Here is a 20,481-nt window from a genome sequence, read left to right as displayed (position 1 = left end):
CGTTCCTGCAATAACACGTTAGTGCAGTAAAGTAACGAAACAACGAACAACACATTTCTGCGACAGTGCGATGCATTGAACAAGCAATGCTGGAATGATACGTCCGACTCCTGAAAAGAAGCTGAAACCGTAACGCCAACTTTGCAGTGCAGCGGAAACCCGCGATGGTTTTCGGTATCATGAGGCCAATCGGGCCTGAAAGGGGATGACCATGAAACCAATCGCCATAACGGATATTCCGGGGTTTTTCATCGGACAGGCTGAAAACGCCGAAGCGGCAACGGGCGTGACGGCCATCGTGGCGCCAGACGGAATGGCGACGGGCATTGACGTGCGGGGCGGCGGACCGGCGTCGCGCGACTCGCGCACGCTGGATCCCCTGGCCAACGCCGAGTTCGTGCATGCCGTGCTTTTGGGCGGCGGCAGCGCGTTCGGCCTCGACGCGGCGGGCGGCGCCATGCGCTATCTGGAAGAGCACGGCATCGGCTTGGACGTGGGCCCCGTGAAGGTGCCGCTGGTGTGCCAGTCCGACATCTTCGACCTGCTCATCGGCCGAAGCGACGTGCGCCCCGACGCCGCCATGGGGCATGCAGCGTGCGAGGCGGCCTGCAGGGCGGCAACTATCGCGACGGCAATTACGGAGCGGGATGCGGCGCCACGGTGGGCAAGATTCTCGGTGGCGAGTTCTGCATGAAGTCAAGCATCGGCAGCTTCGCTGTGCAGGCGGGCGACCTGAAGGTCGGCGCCATCGTTGCGGTGAACGCGATCGGCGACGTGATTGACCCTGCGACGGGCGCATGCGTTGCGGGGGTGTTGAGCCAGGACAAGACGGGTTTTCGCAGCACCGAAGACATCTTTGTCGCGGGCTACGAAGCTCAGGCCGCAACTGCGCGCGATGCGGAGGCGGACGCCTTGGCAGCCGATTCTCAGGTGGTAACGAACACGACGATCGCCGCCGTCATCACCAATGCAAAGCTTCCCAAGGCCCGCCTGTGCAAGGTGGCCTCGATGGCGCACGACGGGTTTGCACGCACCATTCGCCCTGTTCACACGTCCATGGACGGCGACAGCATCTATGCGCTGTCGGTGGGCGACGAGGTCGCCGATTCCGACACGGTGGGCGTGCTTGCGGCAAAGGTGATGGAGCAAGCCATTCTCGTGGCGGCGCGCAACGCCGAGCCGGCATACGGCCTCCCCAGCGTCAAGTCCCTGAGTTGAAGTTTTTCTATCAGGTAAGTTTCCCACAATGGGAGTTTTCTACTTGGCAGGAACTCCCATTCGTGAAACACGGTTCATGACCCCCGTTTCAACGAAGAGGCCTGTCGGACGAACCGGCAGGCCTCTTTCGCGGAGGGGGTTTGGGGTTGGAAGCTACTTGGTGCAGAGCTTCTGCGCCAGCAGGTAGAACGCGATGACGCCGAGCGCGATGACGCCGCAGATGATGACCAGCTCGGGCAGCGTGGGGGCGTAGGAGCCGATGATGGCCCACACGTTCTCGAACACGGGGTCGTTCGCCGCCTGTGCGGTGCCCAGCGTGATGCCGGGGCCGCCGAACACGTTCGGCTGCACGAAGCTGGTGAACAGCAGCCAGATGCGCTTGCAGGCGACGCCCAGTACCACCAGGGCGCTTGCGCATGCCACGATGCCCATGGACTCGCGGCGCTTGGCCGAAGCCAGCAGCAGGAAGGGGATCAGCAGGCCGCCCACCAGCTCGAACCAGAAGTACGGGGCAGTGACACCGCTCGTCATGATGGCCAGCGCATTGGCCTCGCCGGCGCCGGGATAGCCCATGGTCAGAAGCTCGCAGCCCACGAAGAACGCGTCAACGCAGATGAACACCGCCAGCAGGCGCGCCAGCTTGCTCAAAAGCCCCTGCTCGACGTTGAAGATGCCGGCTGCGCGTAGGCCCAACAGCGCCAGGATGAGCAGCGCCAGGCCGGAGTCGAGGGCCGAAGCCACGAAGATGGGGGCCATGATGGCCGTGTACCAGGCACGGGCGATCTGCAGGCCGAAGATCCACGCGGTCACGCTGTGCACCAGGATGGCCACCGGCAGCGCCACATAGGAAAGCTTGCGGACCTTCTCCTCCTGGCCGCGGCTCATCCACACCAGGTCGAGGATGTTGATGACCAGGTACGCAGTGATGATGCACACGTCCCAAATCAAAGGAGACGTGAAGTTCGGGCCGGTGAAAAGGCGCCACACGCGCTGGATGCCGCCCATGTCGATGAGGATCAGCACGCCCGCCACGCAGATGCACACCGTGGAAAGAATGACCGCCGGCATGCTGATGCGCTTGAAGTCCTCGATGCCGAACACGTGCGCCGAGCTGGCCACGATAAGGCCGCCGGCCGAAAGGCCCACGAACAGCATGAACATGCAGATGTAAGCGCCCCACGAGTTCACGTTCGACATGCCGGTGACGCCCAGGCCATTAGCCAACTGGTAGCACCAGCAGCCAACGCCCGCCAGCGTGATCAGGGCAAGTACGCCCAGCACGCCCTTAGATTTGCTAGAAAGTTGCATTGCAGCCCCCTTATTTGACGTAAAAGACTTGCGGGCGCGTGCCCTTTTCTTCCAGCAGGATGCGGACGTTGCCCGAGGCGCGCAGTTTCGAGATCTCGGACTCGGGGTCGTCCAGGTCGCCGAACACGCGGGCGCGGGCCGGGCAGCACTCGACGCACATGGGGTTCTCGCCGCGGTCGGTGCGCTCCTTGCACAGGGTGCACTTCTCCATGACGCCCTTCTTGCGCGCGGGCACCTCGGCGTCGCCGTAGTCGAACCCGGTGGCGCGCTCGGGCTTCACCCAGTTGAACACGCGTGCGTTGAACGGGCAGGCGGCCATGCACATGCGGCAGCCGATGCACTTCTGGTAGTCGATTTCCACGCGGCCCATCTCGTCCTTGTAGGTGGCGCCGGTGGGGCACACCTTCTGGCAGGCGGGGTTCTCGCAGTGCTGGCAGGCCAGCGGCAGGTAGGTGCGGCTCACGTTGGGATAGGTGCCCACGCTGCCGTCCTCGTTGTCGGCGCCTTCGGAAATCACGCGGTTCCACAGCATGCCGTCGGGCACGTTGTTCTGCATCTTGCAGCTGAAGGCGCAGGTCTGGCACCCAATGCAGCGCTCCAGCTTAATGCCGATTGCTAATTTGGTCATGGTTCACACCTTACGCTTTCTCGACTTGCACCAGCACGTCGTTGTAGTTGATCTGCGGGCCGAACTTCATCTTGTAGCAGCGCTCCTGCAGGTTGGAGTTCGTCACGTTCTGCAGGAAGCCTTGCTTGTAGTAGCTGCTGTAAGTGGTTTCGGCCATGAACAGCACGCCGGGACGGATGCCCTCGTCAAGCACCGCACGGCACACGAACTCGCCGCGGTCGTTGAAGATGTGCACGTCGTCGCCTTCCGCAATGCCGCGCGCCGCCGCGTCGGAGGGGTGCATGGTCACGCACGGGGTGTAGTTCTGGCGGAACCATTCGCTGGCGCTGAAGAACGCGTGGATGCGGTAGCGCGTCTTGCCCTGCATGAACACCAGGGGGTAGGTGTCCTTGGCGGGGTTCTCGTCGTAGGCCTCGTTGCAGGGCTCGTAGGTGGGAAGCGCCTGACCTTCGTCGACCAGGTCCTCGTAATACAGCTCAATGCGGCCGGTCGGCGTTTTGATGACGGGCTCGTGGTAGCCGACCTGCGGCTCGATGGGGTCGTCGCCGCCGGCCAGCGGCAGGCAGCAGTCGTTCTCGATGAGCTTGTCGTAGGTAATGCCGGCCAGCGGGCCCTCCAGGTTCTCCAGCTGGTGGCGGTTCAGCTCGTCATAGGACTGCGGCAGGTACTGGTCGTAGCCCCACTCGGCCATCAGCAGGCGCTCGATTTCCAGGTCGGTCTTGCTCTCGAACAGCGGATCGATGCACTTCTGGGCAATGTACACGTGGTTCTGCGAGATGCGCACGTTCTTGTAGTCCTCGGTGTTCTCGAACTTGCTGCAGGCGGGCAGCACGATGTCGGCGTAGTCCACGGCGGACGAATGGTAGATGTCGATGATGGCGAAGAAGTCCATGGACTTGATCCATTCCACCGTGGCGTTTGCGTTGGCCGCGCGCAGGGTGAAGGCGTCGCCGAAGGTGATGGCGGCATGGATGTCGTTGGGCTTGCTGGCCACCTCGTACAGGCGCATCTTGTTCTCGGCCAGGCCGGCGAACTCGGGCAGGGGCCACGGGTTCAGCGCGCCGGACAGTCCGCCGCCGCCGGAGTTGTAGAAGCCGCAGCCTGCGCCCGCCTTGCCGTAGTTGCCGGTGAGCGCCACCAGGATGGCGATGCTGTGGCCCAGAACGTCGGCGTTGGCGTACTTGTCGGGGCCGCCGATGCCGTAGTTGATGATGGCCGGGCCGCGGTTGGCATAGTCGTCGGCCAGCTGCATGATAACGTCTTCGGAGATGCCCGAGCGGCCGGCGGCCCAGGCCAGGTCGTACTGCGCCATCTGGTCTTTCAGCAGCATGAACTGGGTGGTCACCTGACGGCCTTCGTAGCTCCAGGTGCCTTCCAGCATGGCGTCGGCGGCTTCGGGAGCGTCGTAGGGCACGGGCATGCCGGCGCTTTGGCTGAACACCACGGAGTGCACGATGGGCTGCTCTTCCTTGCCCAGGCGGTTCACGCCGGTTTCCACTTCGCCCACCAGCTGGCCGGTTTCCACGTCCACCAGGAACGGCAGCGAGGTGTGCGCGGCCATGAACTCCTGGTCGTACCAGCCCTGGTCAAGGATGTGGTAGATCATGCCCAGCACCACGGCGCCGTCCTCGGCGGGCTTCACGGGCACCCACTGGTCGCTCTTGGCGGCGGTGGGGCTGAAGCGCGGGTCGAAGGTGATGACCTTGGCGCCGGCCTCGCGGGCCTCAACCAGCGCCTGCGACCAGATGATGCCGGACTCGCAGATGTTGTTGCCCAGGTTGATGACCGTGGCGGCCTTCTTCCACTCCCAAATGCTGTTCACGGAGTTGGCGTTCACGGTCTGCAGCGCGGGCTCGCAGCCGTTGGCGATGCCGCGGTCCAGGCCGGTGAGCCCGCCGCCCTCGGCGTTCAGCAGCACGTCGGTGAAGGAAAAGCCCTGGCCAAGGCTCGCTTCTACGGACTTCTTTACGTACAGCGAACCTGCCCCGTACTTTTCCTGGACGGCCTTCACGTTCTCGGCGATCTCGTGGATGGCCTCTTCCCAGCTGATGCGCTCGAACTTGCCCTCGCCGCGCTCGCCGGTGCGGCGCATGGGATACTGCAGGCGGTCGGTGGCGTACACGTGCTGCACCTCGTTGATGCCGCGCAGGCACACCTTGCGGTAGCGGTCGTCGGGCATCTGGCGAGGCTCGATCTTGGCTAGGTGGCCGTCGCGGACCGTGACCTTAAGGCCGCAACCGCCCAGACAGTGGAAGTTGTGGCACAGATAGCAGGTCTTTTCGGCGGTTTCGTCGGCGTTCTCGTCGGCGAGCGCTTGGAGCTCGTTATGGGCGAGCGAGCATCCGACCCCCAAGGCTCCGGCCGCAGCAAGGGTGCCGGTGGTCTTGAGGAAGGAACGACGTGTCAGCGCATGCGCGGACGACGACGCACCAAAGGTGGAAGAACCCTTCATATTCATCTCCTCTGTTGTTGGTTTGCCCCTATACCTCGGTAGAGTAATGACAAACTGACCTGTGCAAAATGGTCAGAACGATGTTATTTGATACGGGCAGATTGAGATAATCCTTTAAGACGCATGGATGAACGGGGCCACGCGAAACGAATGCGCCCAGCGTTGGGGCTGCGTAATTGTATTGCCGCAGGATTGAGGGAGGTTGCGGAGCTGTCGGTTGGACCGTCGGTCGATTGGCAGACTTTGTTGGGAAGGGAAATCGTTCATTGACCCGATTCGCGGGCATTGGTATAACCTGACTTTTGCAGCGCAAAGCGGCCGTCTGCCCAATACGAGCTGGGCAAACGGCCGTTTTTCCAGTGACATTCTTTGTAGTGCAACAGCTTAGCTGCGCGGTTTCTTCACAACCGACATCACCTTGTTCATCTGGGACTTCGTCATGGCCTCGCGCGACAGGTCGATGCCGACGCAGGAGCAGAGCGCGTCGGTGAGGTCGGTGCGGTAGTCGAAGTGGTAGACGTTGGCGTCCAGCCGATGTCCGGTCATGTTGCGCAGCGCCTCTGCGACCGCCCCGTCGGAGGGCCGGGTGCCCGTCGCCTTCTCGACGACCTTGGCGCGCTCGTGGCGGGCCCGCTCGTAGAAGTGACCCATATTGTAGGGCTGTTTTGCGCAGCCTATTTCAGGAAGAACCCCTCGTCAATCAGGCATACGGCGTCCTTGTTATCGTTGCGGCCGACGGAAAGCACCACGTCCGCTTCGTCAGACGAGCCTACACGCACAGCGTTTTGGCAGGTCAAAAGCATGTCGATATAGTTGTTCAGCGTGAAGCGCGTGCGGACGAACATCGGGTTGGCGCCGCGCAGCAGGCGCACGTAGCATGCCTGGACATCAACCAGCGCATAGTCCATTTCGCGATCCGCACCCGTCATGGAGTCCCGGAAGATCAGGTTTTCGCCCTGATAGATGGGCTTGCCAGGATCGATCGAATCCACGAGCAGCGCACCGGAGAAGCAGGTTGCGATGTCGCCCCATTTTTCGGCGCCAGCGAAGATGTGGCACCGCTGCATGACATAATCCACGTCCTGTTCGCGCGCGACGTTCATGTCGATGTCCAGATACTCGACGGCGTTGGTGCTATGCGTGATGTCGCCGCTGGTCACCATGCCGGCAAGATTGTAATCGGCGTTCCAGCCGATGGAGAAGGGGCTGCCGTCGCGCAGGCTCCCCTTGAAGTGCAGGTCCACATCGACACGCTTGGCGCGGTCGTCCCAGAAGGTGAAGAAACGCAAGCGCCCGTCACGCGGTATACGGTATGCCATGCCGATGGGCGGATACGCGGTGCCGGTGGAGCCCGTGTCGTTGGGGAGTAGCACCGATCCAAGCAGCGAGAACGGGCCCGCATCCACGTACACGCGCTTGCCCTGCAGCGGGGTGTCCAGGGTGCGTAGGCGGCGCTCGAGCAGGTTGCGCAGGACGGTTTCGGCAACCTTGTAGGCGTCTTGCTGGCGCTTGATGCGTTCGGCTTTCATGCGTTCATCTGGTTCTTCGTCATCATGCCAGTTGCGGCCGGGCGTCACGTCCTCGGCTGCCATCAGGGTCAGCGTGCGGACGATGCTGGGCAGCGAGTAGGCGTTCGACCGGCCCATGGCCTCGGTAAGCTGCTCGGCCGTGACGCCTGCCTTGATCAGGCGCGTCATGGAACGCAACAACACGCCGGGACGTTCCATGTATTTGTCCAGAAGCGGAGCGAAGCCGACTTCGGCGGAGCGGTCCCATTCGCGTTCTATCTGGGAATACCACGAGCGGAAGCGCCCTTCCTCCACGGCTTGCATGGCCTGGCGCAGCGTTACGCCGCCGAACCGTTCGACCGAAAGGTAGTTCAGCGAGCGGTAGTCGATGGGGTGCGCGTCGGCGAAGTTTCCAGCCAGCGATTCGAACGTGTACTGGTTGAGGAAGTTGCAGAACACCTTCTTCTGGCGGGTGGTCAGGTGCTTGCGGCCCTTGACGCGGATGATATGCGTGAGGGCTTTCAGCACGTCACCGGGGTGCTGAACGGTCCTTTCCAACGCGTCGGTCAGCACCGCGTTGGGCTCGTCGATGGCAGCCGCGATGATTTCCAAAATGTTCTCGTGGAACGCGATGCGCGGCATGTGCATGGTGGGGATGTCCCGCAAGACGCCCACGGCCACGCGCGCTTCGGCCGGATGCATGCGCGTGGGCCGCTCTAAACGCTCGATGACCATGTGCATCAGCTGCGTCCGGTCGACCACCAAGGTGAGCAGCTTTGCGTTTGCGAAGGGGGTTTCGCCACGTGGGGCGTTGGGCGCTTCTGCGGCCGACTCGGGTGGTTCGGCGGTCTGGCCGCCGCCTTCGGGAAGCCATCCTTTGCTGACGGTGAGGGGGATGCCGAGCTGCGCTGCGACGTCTTCGACGCCGTAGGTGGACGCATAGTGCAGCAGCTGGTCGAAGCGGAACCGGGCTTCAGACATATCCATGACCTGGTGCGGGAATTTGGGGTACATGGGCGCCACTTTGATGGACGGTACCAGCATGCGGATGTCGATGCCTGGGTTGACGAGCGCACCTTCAAGCGCGGGCTCCGAGGCGCGTTCGCGCAGGACGGCGAAGTGGGCGGCCAGCGTGGCCACGGAAGCGGGCGTGAGCGCGAACCCGGTTCCGTTCATGTTCATGGCGCAGGTCACAGCTGCGGTCATGTCGGCGTCGGTTATGGAAACGTTTTCCGGGAACAGGATGTTCCGTCCCAGCCCGTAGATGTCGTAATACAGGATGCCAAAGCCTTCGAATGCGTCGCGGTCGGCCTGAATCATAGTGCGCTCCTTGCGTTGCGGATGGTTCCTTCATTATAGCCGTGCGTGCAAGGCCGGGGTCGTGCGCTTGGGCCTGAGGTGCGCTATACTGGCATCGCAGTCGTTGGGTCGGCTACTTTTAGACTCTTAATCTTCTCCGGCCCTCGTGACAGCTTCGGCGCTCGGTTCTCGGGCGCCCTTTTTGTTTTGCGAACGGGCGAGCGTCACATCTCTCAGAGCGGGCAAAAATACGACAAAAGGGGTCGATTTCCCCAGGTTGCATTCAGTGGTCCGCTTGTTTTCTTTCGGCTGAAGATGAGCTGCGATGCCATACGCTGCAATCAAAACGCCGACCTGGATTGACCGGGCCGGCGTTGATTGCCGAAGCGTTGATGCTCGGGGTTCGCTATGCGGTTTTCGGCTCGTTAGAGTTCGTCAGCCGGCACGGGCTCGTCTTCGACCAGGCCGTCGCCCACCCATCCGTCAGCGACGCGGATCGTCTGCTGCATGTTGCTCATGAGGTCGAGCGCCTCGTTGGAGTAGCAGAATGACAAGACGGAAACCGCCATGTCGGAATACTGGTAGGGCTGCACCACCAGTACATAGGCGATATACTCCACGCCGCTCGAGTCGACGGCCCTGTACTGATAGTTCAGGGCAAGCATGCTGTTGAGCGTGCCGACGCTGTAGCCCGACAGCTCGACGAAGCTCGGGTTAGCGGACAAGCCGTCCACAAGGATCTGTTCAGCCTCTTCGGGGGCATAGACCATAGCCTGGAGAATCGCAGTGTCGGTTTGCTGCACGGCAAAGTACGTCTGCCCTTCCGGGGCTCCCCAAACGAGGTTGCCGTCGCCGAGGTCGATGAGCGTGTAGCCCTCAGGCACGTTCATGTACAGGCCGTAGGCCTCCCACGCCTGCGTGCGGAGGCCGGCCGCTTGCAAGCCTTCGGGGGAGAGCCTGGTGGCCACATCGGGGATGCACTCCTCGTCGATGGTAATGCTGTCGATGCACTGCTGGATGACATCGCCGTAAAGGTTATACTTGTCCATGAACGTGATCTCGATGACCTCGTCCTTCAGAACCAGGTCGACAATGGTGGCGTACGTTTCCGCCACATCCCAATCCCAGTATCTGACCAGCGCATATGTGCCGCCGACCATCACGCGGTGCATCTCCTGCTCGGCAACCCTGCCTTCGAAGTTACCTTCCGCAAAGTTAAACAGGGCGGCTTCCGGCGTGTACGTTTCCGGGTCGAGCGTTTCAACGCTGAACAAATCGGCGGCTCCCTCGCTGTAGACGGTGAGCGAGATCTCGCCCGATTCCGGAATGCTGGTGTCGTTGAGGCTGACGATGCCGTTGTCGATGTCGTCGCCGTCGTCGTAGATGATCATGGAATCGGGAAGGGTCATGCGAACGCCGTGGTAATCGAGTGTTTCGCTGCCCAGCTGGATGTCCATGGGCTCGGGCGCCGATGCGCTTCTCTCCTCTAGAGTCGAACCGGAAGACGAACCAGGCTGGATTCCCGACCCGCAGCTGGCAAACAGGCAGAGCGAGCAAACCATTGCAACTGCAATCAAGGCTTTCTTCATGGGCATCTCCTTTAATTTGTTGGTTCAACGTGGGTAATTATATCGACTCTTCCCCCTCTTGCGTCAAACGATGCTGAAACGGCCTGGCTGCCCCTGGCCTGTTTGCGCCGCGCGGCATTCGTGCGAAATGCCTGCAAGAGTCTGGCTTTTGCACTATCATCAAGAGCGAAATGTAACGCGGCGATTATCGACACGGACCTTTCGAGCTGCCGCTTTTCAGGAAAGGAAACGCCATCATGCCTGATTCGCTCGTCTGCGGAAACGAAGCAGGCCCGCTGCTGGAAAAATACACGTACCCCACCATGTTCGGCGATGCGGACGTATTCACGATGGAAACCGACGACGGCGTGCCTGTACGGGCGCTGTATGTGGGAGGCGGGTTCCAGTCGGCCACGTATCTGGGCGGGCGGCGCTTCGAGCCCGTGTTCGCCTATTGCCGAGCCATCGACCGCGCGTTCGACGTGCGCCCCGTGCGGCGCATGCTCATGATCGGCGGCGGGGCATTCTCCTACCCAAAACACCTTTTGACCAGCGACGATGTGCGCCTGCAGAAGGCTTCCATAGACGTGGTGGAAATCGATCCGGCCATTGTGGACATCGCGCGGCGTCATTTCTTTCTTGACGAGGTCGAACGTTTGCACGGACCGGCCGGAACGGGGCGTTTGGGCATCATCGTCGGCGACGGGGTAGAGGCAGTGCGGGCTGCGGCGCCTTCGACCTATGACGTGGTGGTGAACGATTCCTTCGACGGCACCAACCCCACCAGCGGCCTGCTTGCTCCGGAAACCCTGCAGGCCACGAAATACGCCATGACCGATGGCGGGTTGTACCTGGTTAACGCCGTGTCAGAAACCATCGGCGACATCGAGGCCTTCGTATGGACGCTGCACGAGGTGTTCGTCCACGTGCACCTGTTGCGCTGCCCCGACGAGGATTTCGACGGGTCCGAAAACAACCTGATCATCGCGTCGGATGCGTCGGTCGACCTGCCGGGGCTACTGGTGCTGTAGCGCCATGGGCGCAGTCGGACGTTGCGAAGGGCGTTCTGCGGCGCGGACGTATATAATGGCTGTGACCGCAAGGAGGTACCATGGCTACGTCATCCGAAGAGCAAACGAGCCGCGAGCAGATTCAATCCGCCGCATTCAAACTCATGCTCGAAGAGGGCTATAAGCAGGCGAATTACACGCGCATATCGGCAGAGTCGGGGCAAGGCCGTCCGTTGGTGCAGTACTACTTCCCGAAAAAAGAGGACATGGCCGTGGCGCTCGTGCTCGAAATCCTGCGCGGTATCGCGAAGGCTCTCGAGACGGCGGACGTGCCAGGCGAAGCGCCTGAACTGCGCATCATGCATATGGGACAGGTCTACTATTCGTTCCTGCTTCGCGACGCGCAGACGACGTCGCTCACCTTCGACCTTCTCTCGGACCGCGGCATCACGGGGCGCATCGTCAAAGTGAACGCCGAAGAATCCTTGCCGCTGTATTCCGTCGGTCAAGACGAGGATGCGGCCGTCGCTATGCGCGAGGCCAGCATCAAGGCGACAGGCGGCGTGTACGAGATGCTCTGGCTCCGCATCAAGGAGAAGACGCCCGTCGATCCCGCCGACCTTTCCGCACAGAACACGGCTGCGTTTCTGGCTCTTGTCGGGGCGTCGCCGTACGTTGCGGCCTACGACCGGCTTATGGCAGAAAAAATCGACCAGGCCGTAGTGGACAGCCTGGTCGAATCTGTGCGTCGAGGGATGCTTGCGTAGAATGCTTACCAGATGGGCTTCTTCTTGTAGGTGCCCATGTCGATCGTCTTCGGCGGGAGCTGCAGGATGCGATACAGGTTGTACACGGCGGTAACCGTGCATACCGCGCCGACCGCGAACCAGATGGGCTGGTTGTAGATCCACGGCGTCGTGCTGGTGAACAGGCCGATGGGCGCCGGCATGAAGTTGAAGACGGTGCCGATCACGACGAAGATGTAGACCATGACGGAGCTGCCTTCGCGGCTGCGGCGCTTGGCCAGCACGTAACCGGGCGCGACCGCCATGACCACGTTGGTCAGCGGTAGCCAGTAGAACATGGCCACATCGTTCATGTTCCAGCGCAGGATGTTCACTACGCACAGGAAGAACGCCACCATAAGGACGAGGGCGATGACCGCGTCCCGGGTGGATACGCCGATGCCGAAAGCCTCCTCCTTCTCGTATTTGATGACGGTGCGTATGTTGATGGCTTCGAGGCACGTCCAGGTCAGCATGCCCAAACCGTACACGACGAAAAGCCAGAAGAAATGATGCTGGAAGGCGAGGGTCGCAAACACGATGCCGGCGGTGAGGTCGTGGGCGAACATGAACGCGTGGCACCAGGCCGGGAACGGCGTCTTGTTCTCCTTCAGGCTAAGGGCGACGGCCCAGGCGTATTCCAGCAGGCCGATGGCGTTGGCGATGGCGAATGCGATGATGATTCCCGTGAAATCCGGGTTGCTCAGCGAGAACGTGTCGATGATGTGCTGAACGGTGTAGTCTTCGTGCATGATGCTCCTCTCGACTATATGCGTATAGGACGTTGGGGGCATCCTATCACCCTATATGCATATAGTCAATAGAAGAGGACCGTGAAGTTCTCGCAATCGGAATCCCTTCGGCCGCGCGCATGCCGTTTGAAGCGGAGGGCGTCCTTGTTCCGGCATGCGGAACGCGCAGGGCCGGAGAAGAAGCTTTCCGGCCCTGCGTGTTGCAGGTTGGTATGTGCTCCCTCGGTTAGATCGAGACGATCTCCGAATCGACGATGAACGGTGGCTGTATGGTTTCGAGCTCCTTCAGCTCGACCATGATGGCGTCGAACGCCCTGAGTTCCGGACCGTCCTCCACCGCGCCATAGCTCGGCTGGCCTTGCAGCCATGCGACGGCGTTGGCTGCGAATGCCGCATCCAGACGGAGGAACGCCTCGATGGTCTTGAGCATGACAACGTACAGGTTTTCGGCGCCGTTCTTCTCCTGGGCCTTCGCTACGGCTTGAGGCAGCCAGTTCAGCAGGTGCTCGTTGATGAACGCGGCCTCGTCGGACAGGCACGACGCAAGCTTTGCGGCGTCGCCGTTGACGAAGGAGCGGTAGTCGTCTTTTGCGAGCTTCGCTCCGAATTCGAGCATCATGGCCAGGCTGTCTTCGGGAACGCGGTTGAAGCGTTTCGCCTGCAGGTCCTTGCTGCGAAACGCCTGACGAACGGCGAGCGTCCGCGCGCTGAACAGGGCTCCGTCCGGTGCAATCCAGGAGGATTCCCACAGAGGCACGCTGCGGCTGCCAAGCGCATTGACCACGGAATTGTAGTCGCTGGCGCAGACTTCAAGGGTAACCGCATCCTGCCTGCTGCACATCTCAGCTAAATTCCGCACAACAGCACAGTCCTCGGTGTCGTCCGCAGCGTACTCGCTTAAGACGTCGGCGGTGGTGGCGCACGTGAGGAAGGAAACGATATCCTCGGTGGGCTGGCCGCCTATGGCTTTGCGGAACAGTTCATACAGCCAGGCGCGGGAAACGATGAGGCTGCCGATGGAGCGGATTTCTTCTTGCATGGTGTACTCGATTCGTCGTCGGTCGGGCGGGGCTTGCCGATGCTCGATTCGGCTGAAGGAGGCGCGGTTTTCGGAGCGCCTCCTTCAGCCCGGAGGGGGAGGGATGGGTTGCCGTCGCGTCTCAGGCGCGACGGCCGAGGTAGGCTAGAGGATGACCGGGAAGCATTCTCCGGACAGGCTTGCCTCGCGAGGCAGGATCAGCAGGTTCGGGTTGGTGGTGCTGGCGCTTTCGATGGCCACGCACTCGCTGACCAGGTCGTCGCCGTACTTGGCGCGTAGCTCGTCGACGTCGCCGAAGTCCAGCGCGCGCTGGGAACAGGCGGCCACGCAGATCGGAAGCTCGCCGATCTCGCGCAGGGCGTGGCAGGTGTCGCATTTCTGGACGATGTTCTTCGACTCGATGTACTGCGGGGCGCTGTAGGGGCATGCGTTGACGCAGGACTGGCATCCGATGCACACGTTGTCGTCGTGCAGGACCAGGCCCTCGTCGTTCTTGAACATGGCGCCGGTCGGGCACACGGCGGTGCATGCGGGGTTGTCGCAGTGGTTGCAGCCGATGGACATGGTGAAAATGCTGCAGTTGGGGAAGTCGCCGGTTTCGTACGTGTCTACACGACGCGGACGGGGACCGCATTCCTGGAAATCAAACTTGTCTTTGCAGGCGATCTGGCAGGCGCCGCATCCGATGCAGCGCTGCATGTTGAAATAAAAACCGTAGGTCATTGCTGCTTCTCCTTACTCGGCGTCGAACTGATCGAAATCGATGTGGGCAACCATGCGCTCGCCATCGTGGGGGATGGGATCGCCATCGTACTTCTCGAAGTTCACCAGCGTGCTGTTGTAGCCGGACAGGGCGTAGTGGTAGTTGCTCACCTTCGGGCCGAGCAGCATGGCCTCGGATCCGCCGAGGTCGATGGGGTTGTCGGGGTCGCTCTCGTCCAGGTCGAAGTGGGCGCCATGGGGCAGTGCCACGCATCCGGGGACCAGCGAGCTCAAGACGGATGCCTGACGCAGGATCTGGCCGTATTCGTTCCACACACGGACGGTGTCGCCGGTCTTGATGCCCTTGGCGTCCGCGTCGGGGCGGCTGACGAAGAAGGGGTTCTGCAGGGCCTCGCGCAGCCAGGTGGAACCGTCGTTCTGGGTGTGGGCGCGACGCAGGTAGTGGGGCTGGCTCAGCACGAAGGGATAGTCGCCCGGCTCCTTGGTCTCCCAATTCTTGAAGGAGGCGACGTAGCCGTTGTTGGGGGTGAAGTAGTTCGCATAGGGCTTGATGGGCTCTTCCGAAAGGCCGGTGGTGTTGTAGCCGTCCGCCTTGGACTGGGAATAGATCTCGAACTTGCCGGTGGCGGTGGTCAGGGGGTTGGCCTCGGGGTCGTCGATGAAGTCCTTGAACTTGATGAACAGGTGCGGGTCGTTTTCAAGCTTGCGGTCGACGCTGAAATAGCCCTGCTTGAAGAACTCTTCCAGATCCATGACGCCGTCGGTCTGGACCTGGTAATCGACGCCGTATTTGTCGATGGTCTCCTGGGTCACGTTGAAGATGTGCTGCCATTCGCCGTTCTCGTTGCAGAAGGTGGCGTCGGCGGTCAGGTCGAACCAGAACTGGACCTCGCTGACGGGGAAGATGTCCTCGACGGCAACGCCCACGGCCTCGGTCAGCTTGCGCCAGATCCAGCCGTCGCTCTTGGTGTCGAAGAGGGGCTTGATGATGGGATGGATGGCGGGGAAGATCTCCTTGTTGTGGTCGCCGTTGAGGTCGCCGTCGATGGCGGTGGTGTTGCCCACCCACATGACGTCGCCTTCCGCCGGATCCAGGTTGCCTTCCCAGGGCGTGGTTGCCGGCAGGATGATGTCGGAGAACATCACGGTGTCGGTGACCAGAAGATCCTGGGCGATGATGCATTCAATGTTGCCTTCGCGGACCGCACGGACGCCCTCGAGCTGTCCGTTGCCCTTGGTGTGCAGCGAGTTGTTGGCGCAGCTATACCACAGGCGGATGTCAAGGTCGTGCTCTTCGGCCGCATGGAAATCGCTGGTGGTGCCTGCAAGGTTGGAGTTGCTGTACGACGTGAAGTGGCCGTCGGCGACAGCAGTCCAGCCCTTGATGCCGGGGATGAGGGCGGAAGCGGAGAAGGGGTCGTCGCTCCAGATGTAGTCGTACTTGCCGAAGCGAACCAGGTGCTCGCCGCCGTTGGCTGCGAACTGGGCGTACAGGCCGGGGCCGAAGCAGTGGCCGGACTTGCCCGCATGGCCGCCCATCAGGGCGACGGTCATCATGGCCTGGGAAAGGTTCTCAGAACCGGTGGTGCGGAATGCGGCGAAGGAGTGCAGCAGCATGGTCTTGTACTTCTTGCTCATGACGTCGGCGAGCCAGGTGATGTCCTCGACGGGCGTGCCGCAGATCTCGGTGGCCCATTCGGGGGTCTTCGGCAGGTCGTCGTATTCGCCCAGGATGTAGTCCTTGAAGCATTCCTCGAGCTTGGCGTCTTCGGGCATGTGGTTCATGTCGAAGCCCAGGGTGTATGTATTCAGGAAGTCCCAGTCGATGATGTCGCCGGTCTCTTCGTCCATGCGGATCATTTCGTAGGCGACGGCCAGCCACAACGCCGTGTCGGTGCCGTTGCGCACGGGAATCCACTTGGCGTCCAGGGCGGAAGCGCTTACGTTGTAGGAGGGGCCGATGTAGGCGAACTGGGTGCCGTTGTCGCGGGCCAGCTGCAGGTAGTACAGAGGATTGCCGGTGGCTGCCCAGGCGGGGTTGCCGCTGGCCATGACGATGTACTCGGCGTTCTTGAGGTCGAGGCGGTCGTTCATGGCGGGCAGACCGGGTTCGCCGTAGTAGCCGAGTCCCAGCGTCTCGCAGGTTGCGGTGTAGGAGCCGTAGGAAACGGTGTCTTCCCAGCTCCAGTAGCCGCCCAGTTTGCCGAACAGACTGGGCACGACGTAGTAGCTGGTCAGAAGGACGGATTCGGGGCCGAAGTTGTCGTAGATGCGCTTGATTTCGCCGCCGGCCAGTTCGATGGCCTCTTCCCAGGTGATGCGCTCCCATTCGTCCTTACCGCGCAGTTCGGGGTGGTAATCCACGCCGCCGGGCTGCCAGTTCTTGCGCTTCAGGGGATAACGAAGGCGCTCTGCGCCGTATACGTTCTGGCTCTTGGAGCGTCCGCGGGGGCATGCGCGCCACTGGGGCGTTTCCTCGGTGTCCTCATGGCCGTTGTCGGTGCCGCTGCGGACAACGACGCCGTCGACGACGTAGCGGTAGTTGACGCAGTAGCCGCCGCAGCTGGAGTTGGCCCAGCACAGGCCGCACTTCCATTCGCCGAGGCCGTCGATGATGGCCTGGTCGTTTTCGCAGACGGTCGCTTGGACGTCGCCGTTTGCGCTTGATTTTGAGTCGGTCGATCCGCCGTCGGGCGTTCCTGCTTCGGGCGTGCAGCCGGCCAGTCCGGCTGCCGCAACGCCTGCGATGGCGCCAGCGCGCAAGAACTTCCTACGATCCATAGGATGGTCGATAATCCCCATAGTTCCCCCTTCTATATATCTTTGTTTCAAACGGTGGGTTCAGTTTAAAGAGGGAAATAGTCGGTGTCATTGTGCCTAATCGAAAAGAGACTGTCGTATAATTATGCAAAATGCACGTTAGAGAGGAAATGTATGAATCTCACTATTTCTCAGCTTAGAGATGCATTATCCGAATTTGACCTGCTGATATCTGAAGACAACGCAAAAGACCCGATTGTTTTCAAGCGAGTAGAATTGTTTACAACGCAATCTATTGAGCCAGGTATTTTATATATTGTGCACAACGACCTGGCTGAAGGCCCCTATACACAATCCCAGCTGCTATGGAGTCGTAGTGATAAAAGCACAAACGGAACTGCTGCTGTCATGGGGGCGAATGCGGCGCAGCTGGTCAACGCCCTATCAAAATACACAAACGAATTTCAATCATGCTGCGACGCCATGAGAGAAGCGTATTACCGCAATAAAGACCTGCAGGGCTTCTGCCAGGCCCTGTCGGAATTCGTCGGCAATCCCGTGGTGGCCTACGATGCGTCGTTGCTGCCTGTGGCGCAATCGATCATTCCCAAAGACATCGCGCTGCAGATGTTCGGGGCCGAAAAGGCGAACAAGGAGTTTGTACTCCATACCGTTCCCGACTGGAAACGCGAGAACAACGAGGACGTGTTCACCCGCGTGGGCGCGAAGAGGATCTCCGACAGCTCGGGAGATCAGCCTACAGCGGCGGTCAATGTGCTGTTCAAAGGCGAGTTCATGGGCTATATCGAGATTTTCGAGGTCTATAAGCCCATTACCGACGGGGAAATGGTTGCGCTGGAGGCGGCTGCAGACATAGCTTCGGCATCGCCCTATTCCTTCGAGGAGAGCGGATTCCTCATCAGTCGTCTGGAGGGGCGCGGCGTCAAGGGAGACCTTACGTCAAGTTGGTTTTCGGCATTGCATTGGGCCAAAGACGACGGCACCTACGTTATTGCGGTGTGCCTGCCTGAAGAGAAAACCGGCGACAAGCTTTCCGTGGATCATGTCGTTCGCATGCTGAGGCTTCTGCTGCCGTATTCCGTCAGCCAGCAGATGGGCGAAATGGTGGTCGCCGTGGTCAATGGGCGTTTCATCGGCCGGGAGAAGGCTCTTGATTCGGTTGCCGATTTCCTTACGCAGCTCAAAATGCCTATCTATATTGGTGCCAGTGAGATCATGCAGGGCGTCGGCCTGTTGCATGAAGGGTATGAACACGCGGAATTCGCGGCCCGCATCTCGAAAAGCAAGAAAGGCGGGGCGGTGTGCTTTGAGGAATGCCGATTCGCCTATCTGAACGAGCTGTGCGACCTTGACGAGAACAAATCGCTGATCGTGGATGGGCGGATTGCCCGCATGCGGGCGGATGACGAAGCCGCGGGGACCGATAACGTCGAAACGCTGTGCGCCTACATCGAGACCGGATTCAGTTTGGGCGCTACGGCGGAGGCCCTGCATGTGCATCGCAACACCATTTCGTATCGCTTGAAGCGCTTCCGCGATGAGTATGGAATCGACCTTTCCGTCCCTGTTCAGGGGAAGGATGTCGTTTTGCTGCTCCTGCTGTCGTGTCGGCTGGCGATGGGCGAGTAGCGGGTCGAGGGGGCTCGGCGAAGCGACGCGGGCACGAATTCCGGCAAAGACGATATGAGCAGAGCATTAGGTGAGCCCCTTCTGCATGTCGCCTTTGGTGTTCGTGGGTCAGGGCCGATAATGGTCTCATCGTAGAAACCGGCGACCGGCCAGGTTGCCACAGACATGGAAGGGGCCCACCATGGCACATGTTACCTCCATCGGACTAGACGTGCACGCCAGATCGATCAAGGCGTGCGCCTTCAACCCGTTCACAGGGGAGGTCGCGCGGCGCTCTTTCGCGTACGCCCCCTCGGAGGTGGCCGCATGGATCGCCTCCTTCGAGGCCCCCAAGGCGGTCTACGAGTCCGGCGTGACCGGGTTCCACCTGCAGCGGGAGCTCGAGGCGCTCGGCGTCGACTGCGTGATCGGCGCCGTGTCCAAGATGGACAAGCCGGCGGCCGACAGGCGCAAGAAGACCGACAGGCGCGACGCCGCCTTCCTCGCGAGGCAGCTCGCGCTCGGCACCGTGACGGAGGTGCACGTCCCCGACCCCGAGTGCGAGGCCTGCCGCGACATCTCCCGCGCCCTGGAGGACGCGCGCGAGGACGTCGTCGCGTGCAAGCAGCGCCTCTCGAAGATGCTCCTGCGCTACGGCTACGTCTACGACGAGGTCAACGAGAGGGGGCAGCGGAAGAAGGCGTGGACGAAGGCGCACTGGGCCTGGATCGAGTCGATAAGGCTGGCGGAGCCGGCCGCGCAGGAGGCCCTCGACTACTACGTCGACCGCTGCAGGCGGGCCATCGACGAGAAGCGCGCGCTGGCGGCGAAGGTCGCGGCACACGCGTCCGGGCCGCGGTGGAAGCCCGAGGTCGACGCGCTCAGGCTGTTCAAGGGCGTCGAGGTCGTGACGGCCTTCGCCTTCGCGTGCGAGGTCGACGGCTTCTCGAGGTTCCGCAGCGCGTCGGCTTTCGCGTCGTGGCTGGGCCTCGTCCCCTCGGAGGCGTCCAGCGCCGACGCCAGGCGCCAGGGCGGGATAACGAAGTCCGGCAACAGGCACCTGCGGAGGCTGCTCGTCGAGGCGGCCTGGCACTACGCGAGCGCGACGAGGAGCCCGAAGAGGCCCGCGGCCGGCTGCGAGGTCCCTCCCGAGGTTGCCAGGCATGCGGCGAAGGGGGTGCGCAGGCTCGTGGACAGGCGCGCCGCGCTGTCCGCAGCGGGAAAGAAGCCGGTCGTCGCGAACTGCGCGACGGCGCGCGAGCTCGCGTGCTGGATCTGGGCCGTGGGCTGCATGGTGGAGGCCGAGTAGCGCGACCCGTCTGAGACAATGGCGTCCGACCCCGTTCCGCCCGCGCTCGGAGCCGTTGGCCCCACCCACGTATTTTTTTCGCGCAGCGCGAACGCGCCACGCGCGCCCAAAGACCGATGACGAGGGGCCAGCCGTAGCAACGAGATGCACCGGCGCACGCCGCGCCACGGGCGAATATTAAACCGCAAAACGAGCGTCCGAAGGACACGCGATCCTGGCGGGCGGGCTACGGGTGAAGATACAGGGCCAGGCCGGCAGTAGGCTGGTCTGGCCCATTTTGCCCTCTTGACAATGCTCTGCTCATATTAAAAAAGAGCAGGTCCGTTACCGAACCTGCTGGAATATCTGGCGGAGAGCTGGGGATTCGAACCCCAGATACCCTTTTGGGGTATACTCGCTTAGCAGGCGAGCACCTTCGGCCTCTCGGTCAGCTCTCCATAAAAAGATGCGGTTATGAATGATACCGTTGCAACGCGACGAATGCAAGGATTCA

The 20,481-nt window shown here is 61.6% G+C and carries 16 protein-coding genes and 1 tRNA gene; 6 read left to right on the top strand and 11 right to left on the bottom strand.

Annotated elements, in window-relative coordinates:
- Window positions 1-211 precede the first annotated feature (211 nt).
- On the top strand, window positions 212-694 hold the full coding sequence (locus SHEL_RS15510; RefSeq protein WP_197720365.1) for a P1 family peptidase: 483 nt from the start codon (window positions 212-214) through the stop codon (window positions 692-694).
- Window positions 595-1,218, top strand: a complete 624-nt coding sequence (locus SHEL_RS15505) for a P1 family peptidase (RefSeq protein WP_197720364.1) — start codon at window positions 595-597, stop codon at window positions 1,216-1,218. Before SHEL_RS15510 ends, SHEL_RS15505 begins: the two co-directional genes overlap by 100 nt.
- 153 nt (window positions 1,219-1,371) lie before the next feature.
- On the opposite strand, the gene nrfD is transcribed toward SHEL_RS15505, so the two are convergent.
- From nrfD to SHEL_RS13605, 6 genes are all read right to left on the bottom strand, one after another.
- Entirely contained in the window at window positions 1,372-2,526 is a 1,155-nt protein-coding gene (nrfD, locus tag SHEL_RS13630; protein WP_012799861.1) for an NrfD/PsrC family molybdoenzyme membrane anchor subunit, read from the bottom strand.
- A gap of 10 nt (window positions 2,527-2,536) precedes the next feature.
- Window positions 2,537-3,154 (bottom strand): 4Fe-4S dicluster domain-containing protein, encoded by a 618-nt coding sequence (locus tag SHEL_RS13625; protein WP_012799860.1) that lies wholly within the window; start codon window positions 3,152-3,154, stop codon window positions 2,537-2,539.
- Between the two features lie 10 nt (window positions 3,155-3,164).
- The gene (locus SHEL_RS13620; RefSeq protein WP_012799859.1) at window positions 3,165-5,606 is read right to left on the bottom strand and encodes a molybdopterin-dependent oxidoreductase; all 2,442 of its coding nucleotides are present in this window, start codon (window positions 5,604-5,606) and stop codon (window positions 3,165-3,167) included.
- A 384-nt stretch (window positions 5,607-5,990) separates the two neighbouring features.
- Complete coding sequence (locus SHEL_RS13615) at window positions 5,991-6,257, bottom strand: hypothetical protein (RefSeq protein ID WP_012799858.1); 267 nt, start codon at window positions 6,255-6,257, stop codon at window positions 5,991-5,993.
- A gap of 23 nt (window positions 6,258-6,280) precedes the next feature.
- On the bottom strand, window positions 6,281-8,434 hold the full coding sequence (locus SHEL_RS13610; RefSeq protein WP_012799857.1) for a hypothetical protein: 2,154 nt from the start codon (window positions 8,432-8,434) through the stop codon (window positions 6,281-6,283).
- A gap of 404 nt (window positions 8,435-8,838) precedes the next feature.
- Window positions 8,839-10,002, bottom strand: a complete 1,164-nt coding sequence (locus SHEL_RS13605) for a hypothetical protein (protein ID WP_041422605.1) — start codon at window positions 10,000-10,002, stop codon at window positions 8,839-8,841.
- A gap of 236 nt (window positions 10,003-10,238) precedes the next feature.
- On the opposite strand from SHEL_RS13605, the gene SHEL_RS14635 reads away from it, so the two are divergent.
- Both SHEL_RS14635 and SHEL_RS13595 read left to right on the top strand, forming a co-directional pair.
- Entirely contained in the window at window positions 10,239-11,012 is a 774-nt protein-coding gene (locus SHEL_RS14635) for a spermidine synthase (protein WP_012799854.1), read from the top strand.
- 80 nt (window positions 11,013-11,092) lie between these two features.
- The gene (locus tag SHEL_RS13595) at window positions 11,093-11,758 is read left to right on the top strand and encodes a TetR/AcrR family transcriptional regulator (RefSeq protein ID WP_012799853.1); all 666 of its coding nucleotides are present in this window, start codon (window positions 11,093-11,095) and stop codon (window positions 11,756-11,758) included.
- 5 nt (window positions 11,759-11,763) lie between these two features.
- Here SHEL_RS13595 and SHEL_RS13590 read toward each other — a convergent pair whose 3' ends face one another.
- From SHEL_RS13590 to SHEL_RS13575, 4 genes are all read right to left on the bottom strand, one after another.
- On the bottom strand, window positions 11,764-12,528 hold the full coding sequence (locus tag SHEL_RS13590; RefSeq protein WP_012799852.1) for a hypothetical protein: 765 nt from the start codon (window positions 12,526-12,528) through the stop codon (window positions 11,764-11,766).
- Between the two features lie 226 nt (window positions 12,529-12,754).
- On the bottom strand, window positions 12,755-13,567 hold the full coding sequence (locus SHEL_RS13585) for a TorD/DmsD family molecular chaperone (protein ID WP_012799851.1): 813 nt from the start codon (window positions 13,565-13,567) through the stop codon (window positions 12,755-12,757).
- Between the two features lie 144 nt (window positions 13,568-13,711).
- The gene (locus SHEL_RS13580; RefSeq protein ID WP_012799850.1) at window positions 13,712-14,290 is read right to left on the bottom strand and encodes a 4Fe-4S dicluster domain-containing protein; all 579 of its coding nucleotides are present in this window, start codon (window positions 14,288-14,290) and stop codon (window positions 13,712-13,714) included.
- A gap of 12 nt (window positions 14,291-14,302) precedes the next feature.
- Window positions 14,303-17,092 (bottom strand): molybdopterin-dependent oxidoreductase, encoded by a 2,790-nt coding sequence (locus SHEL_RS13575; RefSeq protein ID WP_012799849.1) that lies wholly within the window; start codon window positions 17,090-17,092, stop codon window positions 14,303-14,305.
- Window positions 17,093-17,224: 132 nt separating this feature from the next.
- On the opposite strand from SHEL_RS13575, the gene SHEL_RS13570 reads away from it, so the two are divergent.
- Window positions 17,225-18,700 carry a PucR family transcriptional regulator gene (locus SHEL_RS13570; RefSeq protein WP_083762389.1) on the top strand — a complete coding sequence of 492 codons (1,476 nt, stop codon included), beginning with the start codon at window positions 17,225-17,227 and terminating at the stop codon, window positions 18,698-18,700.
- 181 nt (window positions 18,701-18,881) lie between these two features.
- Window positions 18,882-19,988 (top strand): IS110 family RNA-guided transposase, encoded by a 1,107-nt coding sequence (locus tag SHEL_RS13565; protein ID WP_012799846.1) that lies wholly within the window; start codon window positions 18,882-18,884, stop codon window positions 19,986-19,988.
- A gap of 346 nt (window positions 19,989-20,334) precedes the next feature.
- Here SHEL_RS13565 and SHEL_RS13560 read toward each other — a convergent pair.
- Window positions 20,335-20,425, bottom strand: a tRNA-Ser gene (locus tag SHEL_RS13560).
- Window positions 20,426-20,481 lie beyond the last annotated feature (56 nt).

Source organism: Slackia heliotrinireducens DSM 20476 (assembly GCF_000023885.1).
Lineage (GTDB): Bacteria > Actinomycetota > Coriobacteriia > Coriobacteriales > Eggerthellaceae > Slackia > Slackia heliotrinireducens.
The sequence above is the reverse complement of the archived record's forward strand: the minus strand, read 5'-3'. Positions and strand labels throughout refer to the sequence as shown.

What these genes read in the sequence shown, in the direction of transcription:
- SHEL_RS15510 (WP_197720365.1), top strand. Translation starts at nt 212, where the DNA reads ATGAAACCAATCGCCATAACGGATATTCCGGGGTTTTTCATCGGACAG.
- nrfD (WP_012799861.1), bottom strand. Translation starts at nt 2,526, where the DNA reads ATGCAACTTTCTAGCAAATCTAAGGGCGTGCTGGGCGTACTTGCCCTG.
- SHEL_RS13625 (WP_012799860.1), bottom strand. Translation starts at nt 3,154, where the DNA reads ATGACCAAATTAGCAATCGGCATTAAGCTGGAGCGCTGCATTGGGTGC.
- SHEL_RS13620 (WP_012799859.1), bottom strand. Translation starts at nt 5,606, where the DNA reads ATGAAGGGTTCTTCCACCTTTGGTGCGTCGTCGTCCGCGCATGCGCTG.
- SHEL_RS13615 (WP_012799858.1), bottom strand. Translation starts at nt 6,257, where the DNA reads ATGGGTCACTTCTACGAGCGGGCCCGCCACGAGCGCGCCAAGGTCGTC.
- SHEL_RS13610 (WP_012799857.1), bottom strand. Translation starts at nt 8,434, where the DNA reads ATGATTCAGGCCGACCGCGACGCATTCGAAGGCTTTGGCATCCTGTAT.
- SHEL_RS13605 (WP_041422605.1), bottom strand. Translation starts at nt 10,002, where the DNA reads ATGAAGAAAGCCTTGATTGCAGTTGCAATGGTTTGCTCGCTCTGCCTG.
- SHEL_RS14635 (WP_012799854.1), top strand. Translation starts at nt 10,239, where the DNA reads ATGCCTGATTCGCTCGTCTGCGGAAACGAAGCAGGCCCGCTGCTGGAA.
- SHEL_RS13595 (WP_012799853.1), top strand. Translation starts at nt 11,093, where the DNA reads ATGGCTACGTCATCCGAAGAGCAAACGAGCCGCGAGCAGATTCAATCC.
- SHEL_RS13590 (WP_012799852.1), bottom strand. Translation starts at nt 12,528, where the DNA reads ATGCACGAAGACTACACCGTTCAGCACATCATCGACACGTTCTCGCTG.
- SHEL_RS13585 (WP_012799851.1), bottom strand. Translation starts at nt 13,567, where the DNA reads ATGCAAGAAGAAATCCGCTCCATCGGCAGCCTCATCGTTTCCCGCGCC.
- SHEL_RS13580 (WP_012799850.1), bottom strand. Translation starts at nt 14,290, where the DNA reads ATGACCTACGGTTTTTATTTCAACATGCAGCGCTGCATCGGATGCGGC.
- SHEL_RS13575 (WP_012799849.1), bottom strand. Translation starts at nt 17,092, where the DNA reads ATGGGGATTATCGACCATCCTATGGATCGTAGGAAGTTCTTGCGCGCT.
- SHEL_RS13570 (WP_083762389.1), top strand. Translation starts at nt 17,225, where the DNA reads ATGAATCTCACTATTTCTCAGCTTAGAGATGCATTATCCGAATTTGAC.
- SHEL_RS13565 (WP_012799846.1), top strand. Translation starts at nt 18,882, where the DNA reads ATGGCACATGTTACCTCCATCGGACTAGACGTGCACGCCAGATCGATC.